Here is a 20,654-nt window from a genome sequence, read left to right as displayed (position 1 = left end):
TTCAGGAGAGCATTTCGAAATGACCAGCATTTTGACCATCGAGACCGAGCGGTTGCTGCTGCGGCCGCATACCGTTGACGATTTTGAGGACTACCAGACGATGTGGAGCGACGAAGCGGTGGTGCGCTTCATCGGGGGTGTGCCCTCCACCCGCGAACAGGCCTGGGCACGCTTGCTTCGCGTCGCAGGCATGTGGCATCACATGGGTTTCGGGTTTCTGGCGATCGAGGAAAAGCAGTCAGGACGCTTCATCGGAGAAGCAGGCTTTCTTGACATGAAGCGGGACATGCATCCGGTCTCCACGGAAGGCACCTTGGAAACCGGTTGGGGCCTCATGCCCTTCGCGCAAGGCCGCGGTTACGCCTGCGAAGCGCTAACCGCGCTGATCGCCTGGGCAGAAAAACGCTTCCCCTCCAAACCCATGACCTGCATCATCGACCCGGGAAACGACGCTTCGCTGCGCCTCGCACGTAAGCTCGGCTTCCGCGAAATCCAGCGATGCAACTACAATGGAGAGGTCATTCTGCTTTCGCGGTCGGGAACTCAGCCAGCCTAGCGGCGTACCGCGCCATGGTGTCGACTTCGAAATTGACGAAATCTCCGGCCTTGCGCTCGCCCCAGGTCGTGACCTCGAGCGTATGACGGATCAGCAGCACGTCGAAATCGGCCCCATCAACCGCGTTGACGGTGAGCGATGTGCCGTCGAGGGCTATAGAGCCTTTGGGTGCGACGAACTTGGCGAGATGCTCGGGCGCCCGCAGGCGAAAGCGCGTCGCATCGCCCTCTTCGGTGACGGAGAGGATCTCGGCCTTGCCGTCGACATGCCCGGAAACGATGTGACCGCCGAGCTCATCGCCGATCTTCAGAGAGCGCTCGAGATTGATGCGGCTTCCTTCCTTCCACGTCCCGATGGTCGTCAGACGCAGCGCTTCCTCCCAGGCTTCAACCTCGAACCAGCGCCCGTTGCTGCCGTCGCTAGGCAAGCCGGTCACCGTCAGGCAGATGCCGGAGTGGGAGATCGAGGCGCCCATGTCGATCGTCGCCGGATCATAGGCAGTGGCGACACGCAGCTTGATGCCTTCCTTCAACGGCGAAACGGATTCGATCGTGCCGACGTCGGTAACAATTCCGGTAAACATCAAAGCTCTCTTTCGTACTCGTCCAGGCGATCGTCGCCAAACATGAAGGTGCCCTTGTGCAGGAAGCCCGATGGCATATCGGTCGTCGTCACCGGCGATTCAATACCGTCCTGCCCGATCACGACCGGTCCCTGGTAGAAGAGAATGCGATCGACGTATCCGGCATCAAGGAAGAGCTTCGCCGTCCGCGCGCCACCTTCTACGACAAGCGAGGAAATGCCGCGCGATGCGAGCGCGGGCAGCAGCTCGTCCGGGCGGTTGGGATTGCATTGGACGATTTCGACGCCTGCCCGATCCAGCGCTGCGCGACGTGCGAGGAAAGCCTCGTCCTCGCTGTTGTCGAAGCGGGGCGGCTCGGTTGCGACGACGATGACCGGCACCTCCCTTGCGGTAGTCACCAGCCTGCTGTCCAGCGGCAAGGACAGATTTTCGTCCAGCACGACGCGGATCGGCGATCGCGTCTCAAGGCCAGGCGTGCGAACCGTCAGCAAGGGATCGTCGGCGATAGCCGTGCCGATCCCAACCAGAATCGCATCGGTTTCAGCGCGCAGCTTCTGGACCTCGGCGCGTGCGGCAGGACCGGTGATTGCGATCTGCCCCTCGCCCTTTTTCCCGATCATGCCATCAGCGGAAACCGCAAGCTTGAGAGTCACATAGGGCCGGTTCTTCGTCTGCCGCGTGAGATAGGCAGCGAGCGAGCGCTTGCCTTCAACTTCGAGAATCCCGGACTCGACCTCGATCCCGGCATCGCGCAACCTGGCAATACCCCTACCCGAAACACGCGGGTCCGGATCGGTCACGCTGATGACGACGCGACCGACGCCATAGGCAATCAGCGCCTCGGCGCAGGGCGGCGTCTTGCCGTAATGCGAGCAGGGTTCCAGCGTCACGTAGGCAGTGGCGCCCCGCGCCAGTTTTCCGGCTTCGGCCAATGCCTGCGGCTCGGCATGAGGTCGCCCGCCAACTGCCGTTACTCCACGGCCGACGATCTGCCCGTCAAGCACGATGGCGCAGCCGACCGAAGGATTGGTGAATGTCTGGCCGAGATGCAGGAGACCCAGGCGGATCGCCTCTTGCATGAAACGCGCGTCGTCTTCCGAAGCGCTCATGGGCTAGTTGTCCAGGGGATCGCGAGCGATCTTGGCGTTGATCTCGGAAATGACTTTCTCGAAATCCTCGGCGTGCGAGAAATCCCGGTAGACCGAGGCGTAGCGAACGAAGCCGACATCATCGAGGCTTTTTAGCGCCTCGAGCACCTGCAGGCCGATCTGCTCGGAGCTGATCTCGACTTCGCCGGAGCTTTCGAGCCGTCGAACTATACCGGAGACCGCGCGCTCGATGCGGTCGCGGTCGACCGGGCGTTTGCGCAACGCGATCTCGAAAGAACGCACCAACTTGTCGCGATCGAACGGCACCTTGCGGCCGGTCTTCTTCGACACCATCAGCTCCCGCAACTGCACGCGTTCAAAGGTCGTGAAGCGACCGCCGCAGTCGGGACAGATACGCCTCCGGCGGATGGACGTGTTGTCCTCCGCCGGGCGTGAATCCTTGACCTGTGTGTCTTCCGATCCGCAGAATGGGCAGCGCATGCGCTATCCTTAGCCGATGTAGTCGTACATTGGGAAGCGGTTGGTGAGGTTCATCACCTTGCCACGTACTGCGGCTTCGACGGCGGCGTTGCCTTCGTCGGAGTTGGCGACCTTCAGGCCATCGAGAACCTCGACGATGAGGTTGCCGATTTCCTTGAATTCCGCTTCCTTGAAGCCGCGCGTCGTGCCGGCCGGTGCGCCGAGACGCACGCCCGAGGTAACGAAGGGCTTTTCAGGATCGAACGGAATGCCGTTCTTGTTGCAGGTGATGTAGGCGCGGCCAAGCGCTGCTTCCGCCCGCTTGCCGGTCGCATTCTTCTTGCGAAGGTCGACGAGCATCAGGTGGTTGTCGGTGCCGCCGGAGACGACGTCGAGGCCACCGGCGATCAGCGTTTCGGCAAGCGCCTTGGCATTCTTGACGATCTGGGCCGCATAGTCCTTGAACTCAGGCTGAAGCGCTTCGCCGAAGGCAACGGCCTTGGCTGCGATGATGTGCATCAGCGGACCGCCCTGGAGACCCGGGAAAACGGCCGAGTTGAACTTCTTCGCCAGATCCTCGTCGTTGGTCAGGATCACACCACCGCGCGGGCCGCGCAGCGACTTGTGGGTCGTGGTCGTGGCAACGTGGCAATGCGGGAACGGCGACGGATGCTGGCCACCTGCAACCAGACCAGCGATGTGAGCCATATCAACCATGAGGTACGCGCCAACGGAGTCAGCGATCTCGCGGAAGCGCTTCCAGTCCCAGATACGGGAATAAGCAGTCCCGCCGGCGATGATGAGCTTCGGCTTGTGCTCTTCCGCCTTGCGGGCGACCTCGTCCATGTCGAGCAGGTTGTCGCCTTCGCGGACGCCGTAGGAGACGACGTTGAACCACTTGCCGGACATGTTGACCGGCGAGCCATGCGTCAGGTGACCGCCCGAGTTGAGGTCGAGGCCCATGAAGGTGTCGCCCGGCTGCAGCAACGCGAGGAACACGGCCTGGTTCATCTGCGAACCCGAGTTCGGTTGAACGTTGGCGAAGTTGACGCCGAAGAGCTTCTTGGCGCGTTCGATCGCCAGTTCTTCGGCGATGTCGACGAACTGGCAGCCGCCGTAATAGCGCTTGCCCGGATATCCCTCGGCATACTTGTTCGTCATGATGGAGCCCTGGGCTTCCAGCACCGCACGAGAAACGATGTTTTCCGAGGCGATGAGCTCGATCTCATGCCGCTGGCGGCCGAGCTCCTTTTCGATCGCGCCGAAGATGTCCGGATCGGTATCGGCAAGCGAACGATTGAAGAAGGTCTGGGTAGAAGCATTTGTCATGGGCGGGCTCCTCAACTGGAATGCGCGAAGGTATTAGCGTCCCGCCCTGTCAAGGGCAATACGAAGAACGACATTTGCTAGGCAATCTACGCGCAACAAATACCGCGCCTAGCTCACCTCTACCTCACTGTGCTGATCACAGGAATCCGGCAGAGGGACGGAAACACAAAAAACCGCGCCTCCCAGCGCGGTTTCCCAATTCAAATGCATGACGCTACTGAACCGGCTGCTCGGTGCCCGCCGTCGTGTCGAGCGCGAGTTCGGCATTGCCATCGAGCTGGTAGATATCGTCGCGGAACTGCACGACGCCATCGGGCATGCCCCAGGCTGAGATGTAAACGAAGTAAACCGGCACTTCTTCAGCGAGTTTGATCGGCGTGTTGACGCGGGTCGTGATGACCTGCTCCATCTGCTGACGCGACCACGGCGAGGTCTCGCGAAGCAACCACGTCGTCAGGTCGCGAACATTCTGAACGCGGACACAGCCGGATGACTCAAAGCGCATGAGCTTGTTGAAAAGGCCCTGCTGCGGCGTGTCATGCATGTACTCGCCGTTCTTGTTGTAGAAATTGATCTTCGTGGAGGCCATCGCGTTGGTCTTGCCTGGGTCCTGACGGAACATCAGGTTTGGCGCCTTCTCGGCATTCCAGTCGACCGTTTCCGGCGCCACCTCATTGCCCTTGCCGTCAATCAGGCGAATGGCATTCTTCTCGAGGTAGGTCGGATCCTTGCGCATCAGCGGCACGATGTCCTTTTCGACGATCGACCGCGGTGCCGTCCAGTACGGATTGAGGATGACCTCGTAGATCTTCGAGTTGACGAGATGCGTGGGACGGCTGATGCGGCCGACGACGGCTGCATGGCGCGTGGCAACGCTGCCGTCTTCAACTGCCTCGACATAAGCCGCCGGAATGTTGACCATCACATGGCGGCGTCCCAGTTCTTCCGGGAACGTCTGAATGCGGATGAGGTTTGTGTTCAGTTGCTGCAGGCGAACGTCAGCCGGAATGTTCATGGCCTTCAAGGTGAACTCGCCGATGACACCGTCAGCCGGAAGCCCGTGGCGCGCCTGGAAGCGCTTGACGGCGCCGTCGACATAGGAGTCGAATGCGCTGGAAATGCCCGCTTCGCGTGGCAGGTCGCCGGTGATAATCAGGCGCTGACGAAGGCTCTGGACGGCCGGATCATTCACACCGATCTGCAGACGCTGCTGGCTTGGGCTCACTTCCGGCCAGCCGCCCGCGGAAGCGATCTGCTGATACTGGGCGATCGCCTGCTGGATGCTCGGCACCGACTGCGGCCCGAGAATCGGCGTGTTCGAAACGACGGCTGTCGCCGTGCGGGATGCGGCCTTCGCATCGAACTGGTCGTCCCAATCGCCCCGCTGCGGAGCATTGATGAGCGAATCGATGGCCGATTGCGCGAATGCGGGGGCTGCCAGAGCGCCCGCGCCGACCATTGCCGCAGACGTCAGAAACGCGCGACGAGAGAAAGCTTCAGTTCCGATTTTCTTCGACATTCATCCCAACCACTAAATTGCCCTTGAGAGACCGGCGGCTTCGCTATCCCTGCGAGAACGCAAATCTCTATCAACCCGTCGCCACGGCGCATCGCACAATCTCTCTGCCGGCGATCACATGATTGCATGCAGGGAGCGCGAGGTTATCGGACCTCAATTGGGGAAGCGCCATTTGCCGTGTATTTCCGCTGACATGCTAATATGGCCAATTCGTGTCGCCCTGCACCACGCTCAACCGTCGGTGGCGGGCGATGCGCGAAAAACCATACCGATCCACAGAATGTGGCGGTTAATAGCGGCTAAAAAACGGCTTGAATACAGGCGATTATGCTTGCCTGCCATGCGTTGCAAAGATGTCACGAAATCGCCGACGCGGTCCGGATTACTCGCGCCAGTGGTCGGCCACCCACGGGGTTGGGCGGATATAATGGCGCAGATAACGAAACAGCGACTTGTTCCTCCGCCGCTCCGGATCGAACATATGCGAGATGTGATCAAGCGGCGGCGCGGCACGCCCCTTCAGACCGAAGCGCCCTTCGACCGCGAACTGCGGATGAAAATCGCGTGGAAAGAGGATCACCCGGGCGTTCGCGGGAAGGCGCGGTGTCAGGAAATAATTCAAAGGGAAAGGCCAGCGACAATCCTGCCTGAAGTGCAGGACCCAGCGGCGGGGAAAGAACGTCGCGCCACCGGGCGCATTTCGTGTCACGAAGCGCTGTTCGAATTCGTACTTGTCAGCCACGCCCTGCGGATCGGCGCGGAACGTCTCCTGCAACGGAACAAGCTTGCCGACCGGGAAGCGGAAGAGAGAGGTCTGCCCGAGGCGTTCGAACGGCGTCGTCTGGTTGCGCGACAGGATGACGTCATCCGGTTCGCCAACCTCGAAGAACGAGTCGAGAGAGCCGACAATCACCAGATCGAGGTCCAGGAACAGGACCGGGCCGCTCAAATTTCCAAGCTTCGGACCCCAAAGCCGCCCCTTGGGCCAGATGCCCTTCGTCCTCACCGGCATGTTCTCGACATCCAGCGGCGGCAGGTCTTCGCATAGGATTTCTGGATTCAAGCCGGCGCGGTCGTCGGTAAAGCAAGTGAAAGTGAAGGGCGGCGTAATGTTGCGCTTCACCATGGCGTAGAGGCGGTTGATGAAGGGGGCGCCGTACTTGGTTCCCCAGCTTATGCAGATGACCTGCTTCACCCCACCACTTGCAGCCAATACAGCTGACGTCATGACCTGCAACTCCTGGCTCACGCGAAAAACCCTAGACTCGTGCGGACGTCATTATCAAGTCGGCGACCAAATATGTAGCCCCCGCAACGAGGCGCAGCAAACGGCGAAAAGAGCGCCACGGAATACCGTTGCGCCCTTTCGTGCCTTGGAGGTCCATTAAGCCAGCAGGGAAGTTGGCTTAAAAGGTTACAGGCGATAGAGGATCTGGTCGTTCCAGAAGCGGTCCAGACGGGTGAGCAGCTTGTTCATCTGCGTGAATTCGTCGGTGCCGATGCCGCCGACCTTGTCGATCGAGCCGATATGGCGTTCATAGAGCTTGGCGACGGTTTCGGCGATGTCCTGGCCCGTTTCCGTCAGGCTGATGCGGACCGAGCGACGGTCGATGCGCGAGCGCTGATGGTTGATAAAGCCGAGGTCGACCAGCTTCTTGACGTTGTAGGAGACGTTGGAGCCGAGATAGTAACCGCGAGAGCGAAGTTCGCCGGCGGTCAGCTCGGAGTTGCCGATATTGAAGAGAAGAAGCGCCTGGACGGCGTTGACGTCGCTGCGACCCTGACGGTCGAACTCATCCTTGATGACGTCGAGCAGACGGCGGTGAAGACGTTCAACAAGATGAAGGGATTCCATGTAAAGATCACGGATGCCCTGTTCCTGCTGGTCACGGAAGTTCGATACCGCCTGCGGCTTGATTTTCGTGTTCATGATGACTGCCTCACTGTTTGTTTGGCGGTGTTGGTTTTCTTCCCGCCTTGAGACAGACCCTATCGAATACAAATAAAATTCTACTTAAACCGCAGGCTTAACAGTGCCTTACCGGAAACCCACGTTGTATCAGGGTAAATCAACGCTTACCTGCTGGCGCCGCTTGCGCTTCTCGTACCAGAGCGCGGCGCGGAATCCCAGGTAGACCAGGGCTACCGCAAAATGCAGCAGAACGATCAGCCGATTGCCCCCGAAAATCTCCGGCATGAAGCCGTACATGATGATCTGTCCGCCTGCCGCGAGCACCCAGATAACCGGTCCCCAGGACACGGCAAGCCACAGCCCGAGAGACGCGACAGGGAAGAGAACGGCAAGGCAGGTGCTTGCGACCTTCCAGGGAAGGCTGAGCAGATCGAAGCGCCCTGCCCCCACAAGCGAATAGCCGACAAGCATCGCCCAATACTGCAATCCGAACCAGAAGCAGGAAATGGCGACAAGCCGCAGGAACAGGATGAAGAGAACGCTGGTCAGCGTCCGTTTCGGTATCGTCGGAGAATCAGCGTCCATGTCTCAAACAATAGGGTTGTGGTTGCGACTTCGCCAGCGCCTCATCGATTGCGGCCAATCGTCCGGTTTGGATTTCGGCGACGCCATGATAATGAGCGGTTCGACAATTGGAATGGCAAAAGCTGGAACGACCATGCAGGACAAGACCCACCTCGTCGATGAAATCACCGGCCATCGGCGCATGCGCCGCAACCGCAAGGCGGATTGGACGCGCCGCCTCGTGCAGGAAAACCGCCTGACGGTCGACGATCTCATCTGGCCGGTTTTCGTCGTGCCGGGCACCGGCATCGTCGAGCCGATACCGGCGATGCCCGGCGTCAACCGCATGAGTGTTGACAAGCTCGTCGAAGCCACGAAAGAAGCGGCTGACCTCGGCATCCCGGCGATCGCGACCTTCCCCAATATCGAGATGGAACTGCGCGACGAAACCGGCTCGAACAGTCTCGAAGCCAACAACCTGATCAACCAGGCAACGACCGCGATCAAGAAAGCGGTGCCCGGCATCGGCGTCATCACCGATGTGGCGCTCGATCCTTTCACGAGCCATGGCCATGACGGGATCCTGCGACAGGGCGAGATCGTCAACGACGAGACGGTCGATCAGGTCGCGCGCGCAGCTGTGATGCAGGCCGATGCCGGATCGGACATCATTTCCCCCTCGGAGATGATGGACGGCAGAATCGGAGCCATCCGCCGCGCGCTCGATGCCGCAGGGCATCAGAACGTCGGCATCATGAGCTATGCCACGAAATTCGCCTCAGCTTTCTACGGCCCCTACCGCGAGGCGATCTCGACCGGTGGACTGCTCAAGGGCGACAAGAAGACCTACTACATCGATCCGGCAAACGGCACCGAAGCGATCCGCGACGCCGCGCTTGACGTGGAGGAAGGTGCCGACATGCTGATGGTCAAGCCAGGACTTCCCTATCTCGACATCTGCTGGCGCATGAAGGAGGCCTTCGGTCTGCCGACCTTCGCCTATCAGGTTTCCGGTGAGTACACACAGATCAAGGCTGCCGCGATGAATGGCTGGATCGACGGCGAGCGCGCGATGCTGGAGACCCTGCTGTCATTCAAGCGTGCGGGCTGCGATGGCATCCTCACCTATTTTGCGGTCGAGGTGGCCAGGATCCTCACCAAGCGCTGATTGCGCCCAATATTGCATTTCCAGGAAGCGATACCATATCAGCGGCATCGTTTTCTCGAAAGGAGACCGCAACGATGACGCTCACTCCCAACCCGCTTTATGCTGCACCGGACGACTGGCGCGCCTATAGCGGCACGCTGAGCCGTCGTGTCTTCGCATTCATCCTCGACTACGTGATCGTCCTGCTGCTCTGCATCCCGGCAGCGGTCGTGCTTTTCTTCTTGTCGATCGTCACACTGGGGCTGGGATTCTTTCTTTATCCGGCGCTGTTCCTGATCGTCGCGGGCCTCTATTTCGGTTTTACGGTGGGCGGCCCCAATCAAGCCTCTCTGGGCATGCGCGCAATGGGGATTGCGATCGTGCGTGTCGATGGCCAGCGGATGGACTTTCTGACCGCCATCGTTCACCTGGCGCTTTTCTGGATCCTGAACTCCGTTCTGACGCCGCTGATCTTGCTGGTCGGCCTATTCACCGAGCGCAGCCGGTTGATCCACGATTTTCTGGTGGGCACCGTCACGGTACGCACCGCCTGATCAGGCCCGCTACAAGCTAAAATAAACGCTGCTCCTGGCCTTTGCCGGGAGCCTTTCGGCGCCATATCCAAAAGTATAACGCGCGACAAGGGGCAGGAGACCGGCCCCGCTGTTGACGTTTTCTATTCTTAAGTCATCCTGTCAGACAAGCAACGAACCGAAGGAAATCTCCGCAACAGATGAATACGCAGACGACGCCATCACCGCAGTTTTATCTGACTGCTCCGGCTGCGTGCCCCTATCTGGCCCACGAGATGGAACGCAAGGTCTTTACACATCTCGTCGGCCCCCGCGCAGCGGAGATGAACGATATCCTGACACAAGGCGGCTTTCGCCGGTCGCAGAACATTGCCTATCGACCGGCCTGCGAGGCCTGCCGTGCCTGCATTTCCGTCCGTATCCTCGCGCAGGAGTTCCTGCCGACGAAATCAATGAAGCGGGTGTTGGCGACGAATGCCGATATCATCTCCACCGAATTCCCCGCTCAGCCCTCCAGCGAGCAATACTCGCTATTCCGACGCTATCTCGACTTTCGCCACCAACAGGGCGGAATGTCCGACATGACCGTGCTCGACTACGCCATCATGGTCGAGGATACACATGTGAACACCAAGATCATCGAGTATCGGCTTCGAAAGGAAGGCGCTGGCCTCGAAGAGCGCCCGACGGGTGAGCTGCTGGCCGCCGCTCTCACAGATACGATGAGCGATGGCCTGTCCATGGTCTATTCCTACTTCAATCCTGACATGGATCGACGCTCCCTTGGTACGTTTATGATTCTTGATCACATCAAGCGCACAAAGGCTTTGGGTCTTCCGCATGTCTACCTGGGCTACTGGGTTCAAGGGTCGCGGAAAATGGACTACAAGACTCGCTTCCAGCCACAGGAGCACCTGACTTCGCGCGGCTGGGAACGTTTCGATCCCTCCACAATGCCCGAAAGCACACGCTACTAAATGCCCCTCCCTGCCCTCTCCGATCATCGGAAGGGTCTGCTGCTGACGGCGATCGGCGGTCTGGCCCTTTCCATGGATATTCCGCTGGTACGCCTTGCACACGGAGACATGTGGTCGATCCTCGGCATGCGCAGCCTCACGACGGTTGCCGTCGCGGTGCTGGTGATCTGCCTTACCAGCTACGTCAAAGGCACGTGGCCGGTGCTCGTGCCCGGCAGGCACAGCCTTGCGGCGGGACTGCTCTATGGCTGTTCGACGCTGACCTTCCTGCTTGCCGTCTTCAATACGGCAACAGCCAATGTGGTCTTCATCGTCGCGTTCAATCCGATGTTCGGAGCGCTTCTATCATGGGTGTTCCTCAAGGAACGCCCTTCGGTATCCACGCTCGTCACCATGGCGGTGATGGTGTTCGGTGTTGGCTTGATCGTGCATGATGGATTGGCCGGCGGCCATGTCTTTGGTGATGCCATGGCGCTGCTCAGCGCCTTTATCCTTGCATCGGCAATTACGGTCGGCCGGGCATCACGCCGGGACATGGGCTTCGTGCCCCTGCTTGCCGCCGCCCTGCCCGCCATCCTCGGCTTTGCCAAGGCATTGCCGAGCGGGCTCGCCATAGAACATCCGGCCTGGATCATCCTCAATGGCGCACTTCTGATGCCGGTTGCCTTTTGGTGCCTCGCCACGGGACCACGCTATCTATCAGCGCCCGAAGTCGGCATGTTCTATCTGCTCGAAACCATTCTGGCTCCGATCTGGATCTGGCTGGTCTTCGCGGAAACGCCCCCGACGATGACGCTCATCGGCGGCGCGATCCTGGTCTTTGCGATTATGGCGCACTCGCTTTGGATGGTTCGGAGGCGGCTTGCGCGACAATCTCTGGCGCATTGACCACCTGCATCGCCTCGAGCTCGCGTTCAAGCCCTTGCATCACATGAACCCAGCCCTGTCGCGTCTGCTCCTCGAACTGCCCCCATTCGGCGCACATTTCGTGTGAGAGTGTCAACCGCGTGCCTTCGGCCAGTGGTTCGATGTCGATCTGGATTCGATCTGCGTTGTGGTCATGCTCCGCTGCCGAGAAGCAGAAGACCATTCGCCGCGGCCGGCGCAATTCCAGAAACACGCCGTAATGGACCGCGTCACCTGTCGGACGCCGGTCGATGACGAGAAAATGGCCGCCCACCTTCGGATCGATATCGGCGCGGATAACGCGGCCTTCGTCGCTCGCGAAGAGGAATCGTTTTGCGATTTGCGGGTTCAGCCATGCGTCATAGACAGCGCAGGGCGAGGCATTGAAACTATGCGCAACGTTCAAGGTGATGGTATTGCAAGCACTCATCAACATTCCTCCGTGATCGGACATGACGTTTTCCCTGAAGCGCCACATTCGATCATTCCGTCCGCCTGCGGAATGATGTCTGTCCATGTTGTGATTACAGGACAGAGGTAGAGGAGTTGCCTCGCTCGCCAAGAGCGAGGCCAATATTTTTTGTCTTAGCCGGCAAACTTGCCGCTGCGCGGGAAGCCCTTCGGAACGGTGCGGCCGGCTGTCGCGCGATCAGCGAGCCATTCGGCAAGCTCGTCCTTGTTCTTGGTGAAGGTGCGGCCGGCGCTGTCTTCCCAGACGAGCCCGTCAGCGATCGCGAAGCAGCGCACGTCCGAGATGCCGCCATCCTTGTAGCGCTGCAGGCGAACGCCCTTGCCGCGACCCATTTCCGGCACCTGCGCCAGTGGGAAGGCGAGCAGCTTGCGGTTCTCGCCGACGACGGCGACATGGTCGCCGCTGACGGGAACGATCAGCTTCGTCTCATCAGGCATGGAGACGTTCATGATCTGCTTGCCCTTGCGGGTATTGGCCACCATGTCGGCTTCGGCAACGACGAAGCCGTTGCCGGCCGTCGAGACGATCATCTGCTTGCGGGCCGGATCGTGCACAAAGGCGGTCAGGACGTCCTGATCGTTTTCCATGTCGATCATGATGCGCAGTGGTTCGCCGTGGCCTCGACCGCCAGGCAGCTTGTCGCCGCCTAGGGTGAAGGCCTTGCCACCTGTCGTGATGATGAGGATCTTGTCGGTCGTCTGCGCCGGGAAGGCAACCTTCAGCGCGTCGCCTTCCTTGAAGGTCAAGGTCGCGGTGTCGGAGATGTGCCCCTTCAGTGCGCGGATCCAACCCTTTTCGGAGACGACGACGGTGATCGGTTCTTTCTCGATCATCGCCTGCTGGATGGCCTGCTCGTCGGCCTCGGGCGCCTCGGCGAACTGGGTGCGGCGGCGGCCGAGCTCGGTTGCTTTCGCGAACTTCTTCTTCACCTCGCCGATTTCCCAGGCGACCGTCTGCCACTGCTTTTCGTCCGATGCCAGCAGGGCCTCGATCTCGCCCTTCTCCTTGGTGAGTTCGTCGAACTCCGTGCGGATCTCGAACTCCTCGAGCTTGCGCAACGAGCGCAATCGCATGTTCAGGATCGCTTCGACCTGATTGTCGGTGAGCGACCAGCGCGCGATCATCACCGGTTTCGGCTCGTCCTCTTCGCGGATGATGCGGATGACTTCATCGATATTTAGGTAAGCGATCAGCAAGCCGCCGAGGATTTCTAGGCGCCGGTCAATGGCGGCCAGACGGAAGCGCGAGCGGCGCTGCAGCACGTCGCGCCGATGGTCGAGCCATTCCTTCAGCACCTCATTCAGAGCCATGACGCGCGGGATGCGCCCCATCGAAAGAACGTTCATGTTCAGCGGGAAGCGGCTTTCCAGCTCCGTTAGCTTGAACATGGATTCCATAAGGATCGTCGGGTCGACCGTGCGGTTCTTCGGCACCAGCACGACACGAACGTCTTCAGCGGATTCGTCCCGGATGTCCTCGAGCAAGGGCAGCTTGCGCGCCAGCAGCAGTTCGGCGATCTTTTCGATCAGGCGGGACTTTTGCACTTGAAACGGGATTTCGGTGACGATGATCTGGTAGCCGCCGCGGCCGAGATCCTCGATCTCCCACTTGGCGCGTGTGCGGAAACCGCCACGGCCGGTCTTGTAGGCCTCGATGATGCTTTCACGGCCGTCGATGATAATGCCGCCAGTCGGGAAGTCCGGACCGGGAATGAACTCGACCAGTTTCTCCACCGTAGAGTCGGGGTGCTTGATGAGGTGAAGCGCGGCATCACATAGCTCGTGGACATTGTGCGAGGGAATCGACGTTGCCATGCCGACCGCAATACCGGACGAACCGTTCGCAAGCAGGTTCGGGAAGGCGCCCGGCAGAACGACCGGCTCCTCGTCTTCCTCGTTGTAGGTTAGCCGGAAATCGACCGCATCCTGTTCGATGCCATCGAGCAGCAGACCCGCGACCTCGGTCATGCGCGCTTCGGTATATCGATAGGCGGCAGCACTGTCGCCGTCGATGTTGCCGAAGTTGCCCTGCCCGTCGACGACGGGATAGCGCTGCGAGAAATCCTGCGCGAGGCGCACCAGCGCATCGTAAACCGACTGGTCGCCATGCGGATGGAACTTACCGATGACGTCGCCGACGATACGGGCGCACTTCTTGAAGGCGGAATTGGGCCGAATGCCCATTTCGCTCATGGCGTGAATGATACGGCGGTGCACCGGCTTCAAGCCATCACGCACGTCCGGGAGCGCGCGGTGCATGATGGTCGATAGCGCATAGGCAAGGTATCGCTCTTCGAGCGCCGCCTTCAGATCGACCGGAAGGATACTATCGTCGTCTCCGCCAGAGGGCGGCAAAATCTCTTGTCCCATATGTCCTGACTAGCCGAGATGACCCTTTTGAGCAAGGAATCCGGGCATTCCGGCTGTGGATGAAGTCTTCGAAGGACAGGAAAACAATGCGCCGCGACACTTTGCCTGAATTTGGTCGTTGTTTCGTTTTCCCTTCAACACAAATTTAGAAATCCGCAAATATAAACCGCGATTGAACCAAGGTAGATCGGCCACGAATTGAGCCGTCGCTACGAACCGCCACTAGGGGACCCCAGATGACTTTTTACCGGACGACACGGCTGATGCTTTCGGGCGTTGCCTTTCTTTCTCTCGCCGGCTCCGCCTTCGCTCTCGATGGCCAGGATCTGCTGAAGAAGATCAACGCGGCCTATAGCCAGCAGGGCGGCACGATCGTTGCCGATAGTGTCAATGTCGACGGCACGACAGTGACGCTGAAGAAGGCGAGCTTCAAGGCAAACAGCGGCGAAGCGGTGTCGATCGGCGACATCACCATGACGAGCGTCGAGGCAGACGACGACGGCGGCTATTATGTCGAGGAAGCGTCCTTCCCGAACATCAGCGCCACGAGCGAAGGCGCCACCTTCACGGCATCCGATCTGACGCTTAACGGCATTTCGATCCCTGCCGATCCGAAGGGCGAAGGGCTCGACGCCATGCTGCTCTACGAGAACGCCCACAGCGGCCCGGTGAAGGTCGTCCAGAACGGCGCCGAGCTGTTCTCGATCACCGAAAGCGACGTCAACCTGACGCTTCGCGAAGACGAGTCCGGCTTCGATTTCGATGGTGCCTTCAAGGGCCTGAAGGCCGATCTCAGCAAGGCAAGCGACGCTCAGAGCAAGGAAGCGATCGACAAGCTGGCGCTGCAGCACATCCAAGGCGACATCACCATGAAGGGCGCTTGGGAACTGACACCCGGCACGATCGACGTTTCCGAATTCGCGTTCGACTTCAACAACATCGGCAAGCTGAACCTCGCCTTCAAAATCTCCGGCTACACCATGCCCTTCATAAAGTCGCTGCAGGAAGCCGCCAAGCAGGCCGAAGCGAACCAGAACAAGGAAGAAGCGCAGCAGGCTCTCGGCCTCTCGATGCTCGGACTGATGCAGCAGCTGTCGTTTGAAAGCGCCCAGATCCGCTTCGACGACGCCTCCATTACCAAGCGCGCGCTCGATTACGCCGGCAGCCAGCAGAACATCTCCGGCCAGCAGATGGCGGATTCGCTGAAGGCGATGACGCCGATCATGCTGGCGCAGCTCAACATTCCGGAGCTACAGAACGCCGTGTCGGCGGCCGTCAACACCTTCCTCGACGACCCGAAGAACTTGACGCTTGCCGCTGCTCCAGCAAAGCCCGTACCGTTCCCGATGATCATGGGGGCCGCGATGGGCGCACCGAACACGCTGCCGCAGGTTCTCGGCGTGAAGGTTTCGGCCAACGATTGATGTGCCGAGCTTGAGTATTTGAAACCCGGCGCGCAATTGCCCGCCGGGTTTCTTGTATTTGCGAGCCGACCGTCACGCGCCTGGATGCGAGGCGATCTACGCTGCGATCTGATCGGCCCTAGAAACAAAAGAGCCGGCGAAATCGGTCGCCGGCTTTTTGTGTTCAAACAGACCTGCTCAGTCCTTCTTGACCGGCGGAATCGGGCGGATCGCCAGTTCGCGCAGCTGCGTCGGCGTCGCCGGAGTCGGAGCGCCCATGAGCAGATCCTGCGCCTGCTGGTTCATCGGGAACAGCGAGATTTCGCGCAGGTTCTTGGCGCCAACGAGCAGCATGACGATACGATCGATGCCGAAGGCCATGCCGCCATGCGGTGGGGCGCCGTACTGGAAGGCACGGTAGAGGCCACCGAACTGCTCCTCGACTTCCGCCTGCGACTTACCGGTCAATTCAAAGGCCTTGACCATGACTTCCGGCAGCTGGTTACGGATCGATCCCGAAGCGATCTCGAAGCCGTTGCAGACCATGTCGTATTGGAAAGCCTTGATCGACAACGGATCGGCACCGCTGAGTGCTTCCATGCCGCCCTGCGGCATCGAGAACGGATTGTGGGCGAAGTCGATCTTCTTTTCCTCTTCCAACCATTCGTAGAACGGGAAATCGACGATCCAGCAGCATTCGAAGCGATCGCGATCGACGAGGTTCAGTTCCTCACCAGCCCTGGTGCGGGCTTCCCCGGCGAACTTGTAGAACTTCGCGGGGTCGCCAGCGACGAAGAAGCAGGCGTCACCGTCATCAAGGCCGAGTTGGGTGCGGATCGCGTCGGTGCGATCCTCACCGATGTTCTTGGCGAGCGGACCGGCGCCTTCGAGCTTCTCCCCTTCCTTGCGCCAGAAGATGTAGCCGAGGCCCGGCTGACCCTGGCTCTGCGCCCAGGCGTTCATGCGGTCGCAGAAGGCGCGGGAGCCGCCGGTCTTGGCCGGAATAGCCCAGACCTCGACCTTCGGGTTCGAGGCAATCATGTTGGCGAAGACCTTGAAGCCGGAGCCATCAAAGTGCTCGGTGACGGCCTGCATCTCGATCGGGTTGCGGAGATCCGGCTTGTCGGAGCCGTACTTGCGCATCGCGGTCTCATAAGGAATGCGCGGGAACGTTTCCGTCACCGGCTTGCCGTCTGCGAACTCGACGAAGATGTCGCGAATGACCGGCTCCATCGTGTTCCAGACATCTTCCTGCTCGACGAAGCTCATTTCGAGGTCGAGCTGGTAGAATTCGCCCGGCAGGCGGTCGGCGCGCGGGTCTTCGTCGCGGAAGCACGGCGCGATCTGGAAGTAGCGGTCGAAACCGGCGACCATCAGCAGTTGCTTGTACTGCTGCGGCGCCTGCGGCAGCGCGTAGAACGTGCCGGGATGAATCCGGCTCGGCACGAGGAAGTCGCGTGCGCCTTCCGGCGAAGAGGCCGTCAGGATGGGTGTCGTGTATTCGGTGAAGCCGATATTGCCCATCTCGCGGCGCATGGCTGAAATGACCTGCGTGCGCTTGACAATGTTCTTGTGCAGCGTCTCGCGGCGCAGATCGAGGAAGCGGTACTTCAGGCGCACGTCTTCCGGATAGTCAGGTTCGCCGAAGACCGGCAGCGGCAATTCCTTGGCAGCGGAGAGCACTTCGATCTCCTGCGCGTAAAGTTCGATCTCGCCGGTCGCCATGTTCTTGTTGACGGTGTCTTCTGTACGAGCCTTGACGAGGCCGTCGATGCGGATGACCCACTCGCCGCGAACCAGTTCAGCCTGCTTGAAGGCGGGCGAATCCGGATCGGCGACGACCTGGGTGATGCCGTAGTGGTCGCGCAGGTCAATAAAGAGAACGCCGCCATGGTCACGAACACGGTGGACCCAGCCGGAAATCCGGACATTGGCGCCGACATCCGACTTGCGGAGGGCTGCACATGTGTGGCTGCGGTAACGATGCATCATCTCAATTCCCAGTATTTGGCTTAAAGACGGCGGCAAGGGGCTCCAATGGCTCTCCCGCGCCGACAAGAAAATCGGGCGGAAAAGCGCATGGACGGTCTGATTTGTCAAGGGTTGGAGCACCAAGCCTGCGCTTTGAGAGCGGTTTATGGCAGCGGTGCAACCGCGGGATCGCAAACGGCCATGCGGCAGTTTGGCAATCCCGCGCCATATTGCTGAAGCTGCCGGTCAACTTTAAAGAGGAACGATATCGTTCTCGCGGAGCCTCGACATGCCCCTCCTCACTCGCCGCAATCTCCTGAAAGCCTCTAGCGTCGCAGGAGCCTACGGCGTGGGTGTTGGCATAGCGGGAAAATTCGGGCTGGCGGAAGCAGCGCCAGAGCCGCAGATCCTGAAAGCGGTGAAGACGACGGCCAGTATTACCGATGCCGGTGTCACGAACGACATCATGACCTGGGGTGACGGCGGCATGCCACCAGTGCTGCGGATGACGAAGGGCAAGCCCTACGCGGCTCGGCTGACGAACGCGCTCGACGAGCCGACGACGATCCACTGGCACGGTTTGAGAATCGCCAACAAGATGGACGGCGTGCCGTTCATGACGCAGCCCTACGTCTATACCGGCGACAGTTTCGACTACGCCTTCACGCCGCCGGACGCCGGCACCTTCTGGTATCACCCGCATTGCAACACGCTGACGCAGATGGGCCACGGCATGACGGGTGTCCTCGTGGTCGAGGATCCGGCTGACCCGACATTCGATGCCGAAGTGGTGCTCAATCTGCGCGACTGGCGCCTCGGCGGCGACGGCCAATTCATTGCGGCCTTCCGCCCGCGCGACGCGGCAAAGACCGGCACCTACGGAACGGTCAGGACGGCCAACTGGCACCAGGAGCCGCAATATGATGCGCCGGCCGGCGGTCTCATCCGGCTACGGATTGCCGTGACCGACGTCACCCGCATCTTCTCGCTGAAGATGGAAGGTGCCGAGGCGACCGTGATTGCGATCGACGGCAATCCCGTACCGAAACGCTTTCCGCTCGATCTGCTGCTGATCGGCCCCGGCCAGCGCCTCGATCTCGCCGTGCGGATGCCGGACAGCGAGGGCGCCATTGCGACACTCGAAGACATCAGGGGCACGACGCCGAAGACGATCGCCAAGCTTAGGGCTGTCGCAACATCGTTGAAGCGCCATGTCGGCGATCTTGCCACGCTCGGCGAAAACCCCGTCGCTAAGGCCGATCTGTCCTCGGCACAAAAGATTCCGCTCATTCTCAGCGCCACGGCCGAAAGCGCGCCTGCCGACAGCATCTGCGGCACGCTGGGCTACAGCTTCTGGGCCATCAACAAGGTGCCGTGGCCAGGCGACACACCTGACCCGACGGCGCCACTGGCGGAACTGAAGCTCGGCAAGAGCTACATCCTGCAGCTCGAGAACCTGACGCCACATACCCATCCCATCCACCTGCACGGCATGAGCTTTACCGTGCTGTCGTCATCGACGCGCAATGTCATGCCACTCATCAGCGACACCTATCTCGTCCAACCGGACGAAAAGGTGCAGCTCGCCTTCGTTGCCGACAGTCCGGGCGATTGGCTGCTGCACTGCCACATCATCGAGCATCAAAAGACCGGCATGACCAGTTATGTTAGAGTTGTTTGACAGGTCTTTGCGGGTTCTAGTGCCGCGCCACAGAGATTATGACTCTTTGACGGGGTAAGCTTTGCGGAGCTTTTGGCGGGCTTTTTCGGTTGTGAACATCCATTGGATCTTTGCGCCATTAGCGTTGCGTTGCTGCTCCCAGGCTGCGACTTCGGCGATTATGGTGTCTTTATTGTCGATACGACGGTCGAGGCATTGGCTGCGCAGGACACCGATCTCGATCTCGACCATGTTGAGCCAACTGGCGTGCTTGGGCGTGTGGTGGAACTCCAGTCGCTTCAGCACCCTTCGAGCCTCCGGGGCTGGAAATGCGTCGTAAAGCGCCCCGGCGGAATGGGTGGAGAGGTTGTCCATCACCACGCGGATGATCGGGGCGTCGGGATAATCGACGTCGACCAGTTCGCGCATGCACTGGGCGAAGTCTTGGTTGGTTCGCCGATCGGTGACCTTCACCCTGCGCCAGGGCTGGTGGGCGTCCATGAAGACAAACAGATTGACCGTGCCGTTTCGGCGATACTCGCAGTCGTAGCGTTCAAGCTGGCCAGGCTTGGCCGCAATGGGCTCGCGCACTTCGCCGATGAGTTGGGTCGGGCTCTCGTCGAAGCAGACCACGGGCCTTTGTGGATCAGGCGTCTCTGCGTAGAGGTCGAGAACATCCTCCATGCGCGCGACGTATTCCCCATCGAGCTTTGGGATGCACCACATGTCTTTGCGCCAAGGTTTGAGATGATTCTCAGCCAGCCGGCGACGTACGGTCTCCGAGGACAACTCGTCATGATCGGTGAGTCGGACCATCTCATCGGCCAGAAGCTCCAGGGTCCAGCGGGCTCGCCCGGGCGGCGGCTTTGAGCAGGCGGTCGCCACCAACAGCGCCTCCTCCTTGCTCGATAGCTTGCGCTCAACACCCGGGCGCGGTTCTTCACTGAGCGCGCCTTCCAGATTGGCTTCCACAAACCGGCGCTTGGTCCGGTAAATCGTCGATCCGCTGACGTTCAAGGTTGCCGCGATCACCTCGTCGCTGAAGCCTTCGTCCGCCGCCACCAGGATCTGGGCGCGCTTGATCTTGCGCGACGCATGGCGTCCCCCGCTCAACAAAACGGCCAGTTGATCACGTTCCGATTGGCTAAGCTCTACGTGAAACTTTATATTCATCGACACCTCCTT

Annotated in this window: 19 protein-coding genes; 7 read left to right on the top strand and 12 right to left on the bottom strand. The window is 60.2% G+C overall.

Features of this window, described 5'->3' with window-relative positions; all coding sequences use genetic code 11:
* The first annotated feature begins 19 nt into the window (after window positions 1-19).
* The gene (locus tag WGT02_RS08835; protein WP_024316608.1) at window positions 20-556 is read left to right on the top strand and encodes a GNAT family N-acetyltransferase; all 537 of its coding nucleotides are present in this window, start codon (window positions 20-22) and stop codon (window positions 554-556) included.
* On the opposite strand, the gene WGT02_RS08830 is transcribed toward WGT02_RS08835, so the two are convergent.
* From WGT02_RS08830 to WGT02_RS08795, 8 genes are all read right to left on the bottom strand, one after another.
* Window positions 519-1,139 (bottom strand): riboflavin synthase, encoded by a 621-nt coding sequence (locus WGT02_RS08830; RefSeq protein WP_024316609.1) that lies wholly within the window; start codon window positions 1,137-1,139, stop codon window positions 519-521. The two genes, WGT02_RS08835 and WGT02_RS08830, sit on opposite strands and share 38 nt — an antisense overlap.
* Window positions 1,139-2,248 carry a bifunctional diaminohydroxyphosphoribosylaminopyrimidine deaminase/5-amino-6-(5-phosphoribosylamino)uracil reductase RibD gene (ribD, locus tag WGT02_RS08825; RefSeq protein ID WP_024316610.1) on the bottom strand — a complete coding sequence of 370 codons (1,110 nt, stop codon included), beginning with the start codon at window positions 2,246-2,248 and terminating at the stop codon, window positions 1,139-1,141. The genes WGT02_RS08830 and ribD overlap by 1 nt, the downstream gene beginning before the upstream one ends.
* A gap of 3 nt (window positions 2,249-2,251) precedes the next feature.
* Complete coding sequence (nrdR, locus tag WGT02_RS08820; protein WP_007531462.1) at window positions 2,252-2,728, bottom strand: transcriptional regulator NrdR; 477 nt, start codon at window positions 2,726-2,728, stop codon at window positions 2,252-2,254.
* Window positions 2,729-2,737: 9 nt separating this feature from the next.
* Entirely contained in the window at window positions 2,738-4,036 is a 1,299-nt protein-coding gene (gene glyA, locus WGT02_RS08815; protein WP_024316611.1) for a serine hydroxymethyltransferase, read from the bottom strand.
* Between the two features lie 214 nt (window positions 4,037-4,250).
* The gene (locus WGT02_RS08810; RefSeq protein ID WP_024316612.1) at window positions 4,251-5,555 is read right to left on the bottom strand and encodes a murein L,D-transpeptidase; all 1,305 of its coding nucleotides are present in this window, start codon (window positions 5,553-5,555) and stop codon (window positions 4,251-4,253) included.
* A 382-nt stretch (window positions 5,556-5,937) separates the two neighbouring features.
* Complete coding sequence (locus WGT02_RS08805; protein ID WP_024316613.1) at window positions 5,938-6,783, bottom strand: hypothetical protein; 846 nt, start codon at window positions 6,781-6,783, stop codon at window positions 5,938-5,940.
* Between the two features lie 186 nt (window positions 6,784-6,969).
* On the bottom strand, window positions 6,970-7,485 hold the full coding sequence (gene ldtR / locus WGT02_RS08800; RefSeq protein ID WP_007801049.1) for a transcriptional regulator LdtR: 516 nt from the start codon (window positions 7,483-7,485) through the stop codon (window positions 6,970-6,972).
* A 129-nt stretch (window positions 7,486-7,614) separates the two neighbouring features.
* Window positions 7,615-8,052 (bottom strand): DUF6163 family protein, encoded by a 438-nt coding sequence (locus WGT02_RS08795; RefSeq protein ID WP_024316614.1) that lies wholly within the window; start codon window positions 8,050-8,052, stop codon window positions 7,615-7,617.
* Between the two features lie 133 nt (window positions 8,053-8,185).
* Between WGT02_RS08795 and hemB the strand changes: the two genes are divergently transcribed.
* The 4 genes from hemB to WGT02_RS08775 all read left to right on the top strand — a co-directional run bounded on the left by hemB (window position 8,186) and on the right by WGT02_RS08775 (window position 11,576).
* Window positions 8,186-9,199 carry a porphobilinogen synthase gene (hemB, locus tag WGT02_RS08790; RefSeq protein ID WP_208250471.1) on the top strand — a complete coding sequence of 338 codons (1,014 nt, stop codon included), beginning with the start codon at window positions 8,186-8,188 and terminating at the stop codon, window positions 9,197-9,199.
* Between the two features lie 74 nt (window positions 9,200-9,273).
* Complete coding sequence (locus WGT02_RS08785) at window positions 9,274-9,732, top strand: RDD family protein (RefSeq protein ID WP_024316616.1); 459 nt, start codon at window positions 9,274-9,276, stop codon at window positions 9,730-9,732.
* 179 nt (window positions 9,733-9,911) lie between these two features.
* Window positions 9,912-10,688, top strand: coding sequence for an arginyltransferase (locus WGT02_RS08780; RefSeq protein WP_024316617.1), 777 nt, complete (start codon window positions 9,912-9,914; stop codon window positions 10,686-10,688).
* Entirely contained in the window at window positions 10,689-11,576 is an 888-nt protein-coding gene (locus tag WGT02_RS08775) for a DMT family transporter (RefSeq protein WP_024316618.1), read from the top strand. It abuts the gene before it with no gap.
* Here the strand turns inward: WGT02_RS08775 and WGT02_RS08770 are convergent.
* Together WGT02_RS08770 and parC are read right to left on the bottom strand one after the other, a co-directional pair.
* Window positions 11,515-12,024, bottom strand: coding sequence for an SRPBCC domain-containing protein (locus WGT02_RS08770; protein WP_024316619.1), 510 nt, complete (start codon window positions 12,022-12,024; stop codon window positions 11,515-11,517). The genes WGT02_RS08775 and WGT02_RS08770 overlap by 62 nt on opposite strands.
* Before the next feature lie 155 nt (window positions 12,025-12,179).
* On the bottom strand, window positions 12,180-14,435 hold the full coding sequence (gene parC, locus WGT02_RS08765) for a DNA topoisomerase IV subunit A (RefSeq protein WP_208248259.1): 2,256 nt from the start codon (window positions 14,433-14,435) through the stop codon (window positions 12,180-12,182).
* Window positions 14,436-14,671: 236 nt separating this feature from the next.
* Between parC and WGT02_RS08760 the strand changes: the two genes are divergently transcribed.
* A complete protein-coding gene (locus tag WGT02_RS08760) occupies window positions 14,672-15,859 on the top strand; it encodes a hypothetical protein (RefSeq protein ID WP_208248261.1) in 1,188 nt (395 codons plus the stop codon).
* Between the two features lie 177 nt (window positions 15,860-16,036).
* On the opposite strand, the gene aspS is transcribed toward WGT02_RS08760, so the two are convergent.
* Complete coding sequence (gene aspS, locus WGT02_RS08755; RefSeq protein ID WP_024316622.1) at window positions 16,037-17,827, bottom strand: aspartate--tRNA ligase; 1,791 nt, start codon at window positions 17,825-17,827, stop codon at window positions 16,037-16,039.
* Window positions 17,828-18,098: 271 nt separating this feature from the next.
* Between aspS and WGT02_RS08750 the strand changes: the two genes are divergently transcribed.
* On the top strand, window positions 18,099-19,490 hold the full coding sequence (locus WGT02_RS08750; protein WP_024316623.1) for a multicopper oxidase family protein: 1,392 nt from the start codon (window positions 18,099-18,101) through the stop codon (window positions 19,488-19,490).
* A 36-nt stretch (window positions 19,491-19,526) separates the two neighbouring features.
* On the opposite strand, the gene WGT02_RS08745 is transcribed toward WGT02_RS08750, so the two are convergent.
* The gene (locus WGT02_RS08745; RefSeq protein WP_208245192.1) at window positions 19,527-20,642 is read right to left on the bottom strand and encodes an IS630 family transposase; all 1,116 of its coding nucleotides are present in this window, start codon (window positions 20,640-20,642) and stop codon (window positions 19,527-19,529) included.
* Window positions 20,643-20,654 lie beyond the last annotated feature (12 nt).

Origin of the sequence: Rhizobium sp. T1470, assembly GCF_042140505.1 — a bacterium.
Classification (GTDB): domain Bacteria; phylum Pseudomonadota; class Alphaproteobacteria; order Rhizobiales; family Rhizobiaceae; genus Rhizobium; species Rhizobium favelukesii.
This window is presented reverse-complemented; position numbering and strand designations above follow the sequence as displayed.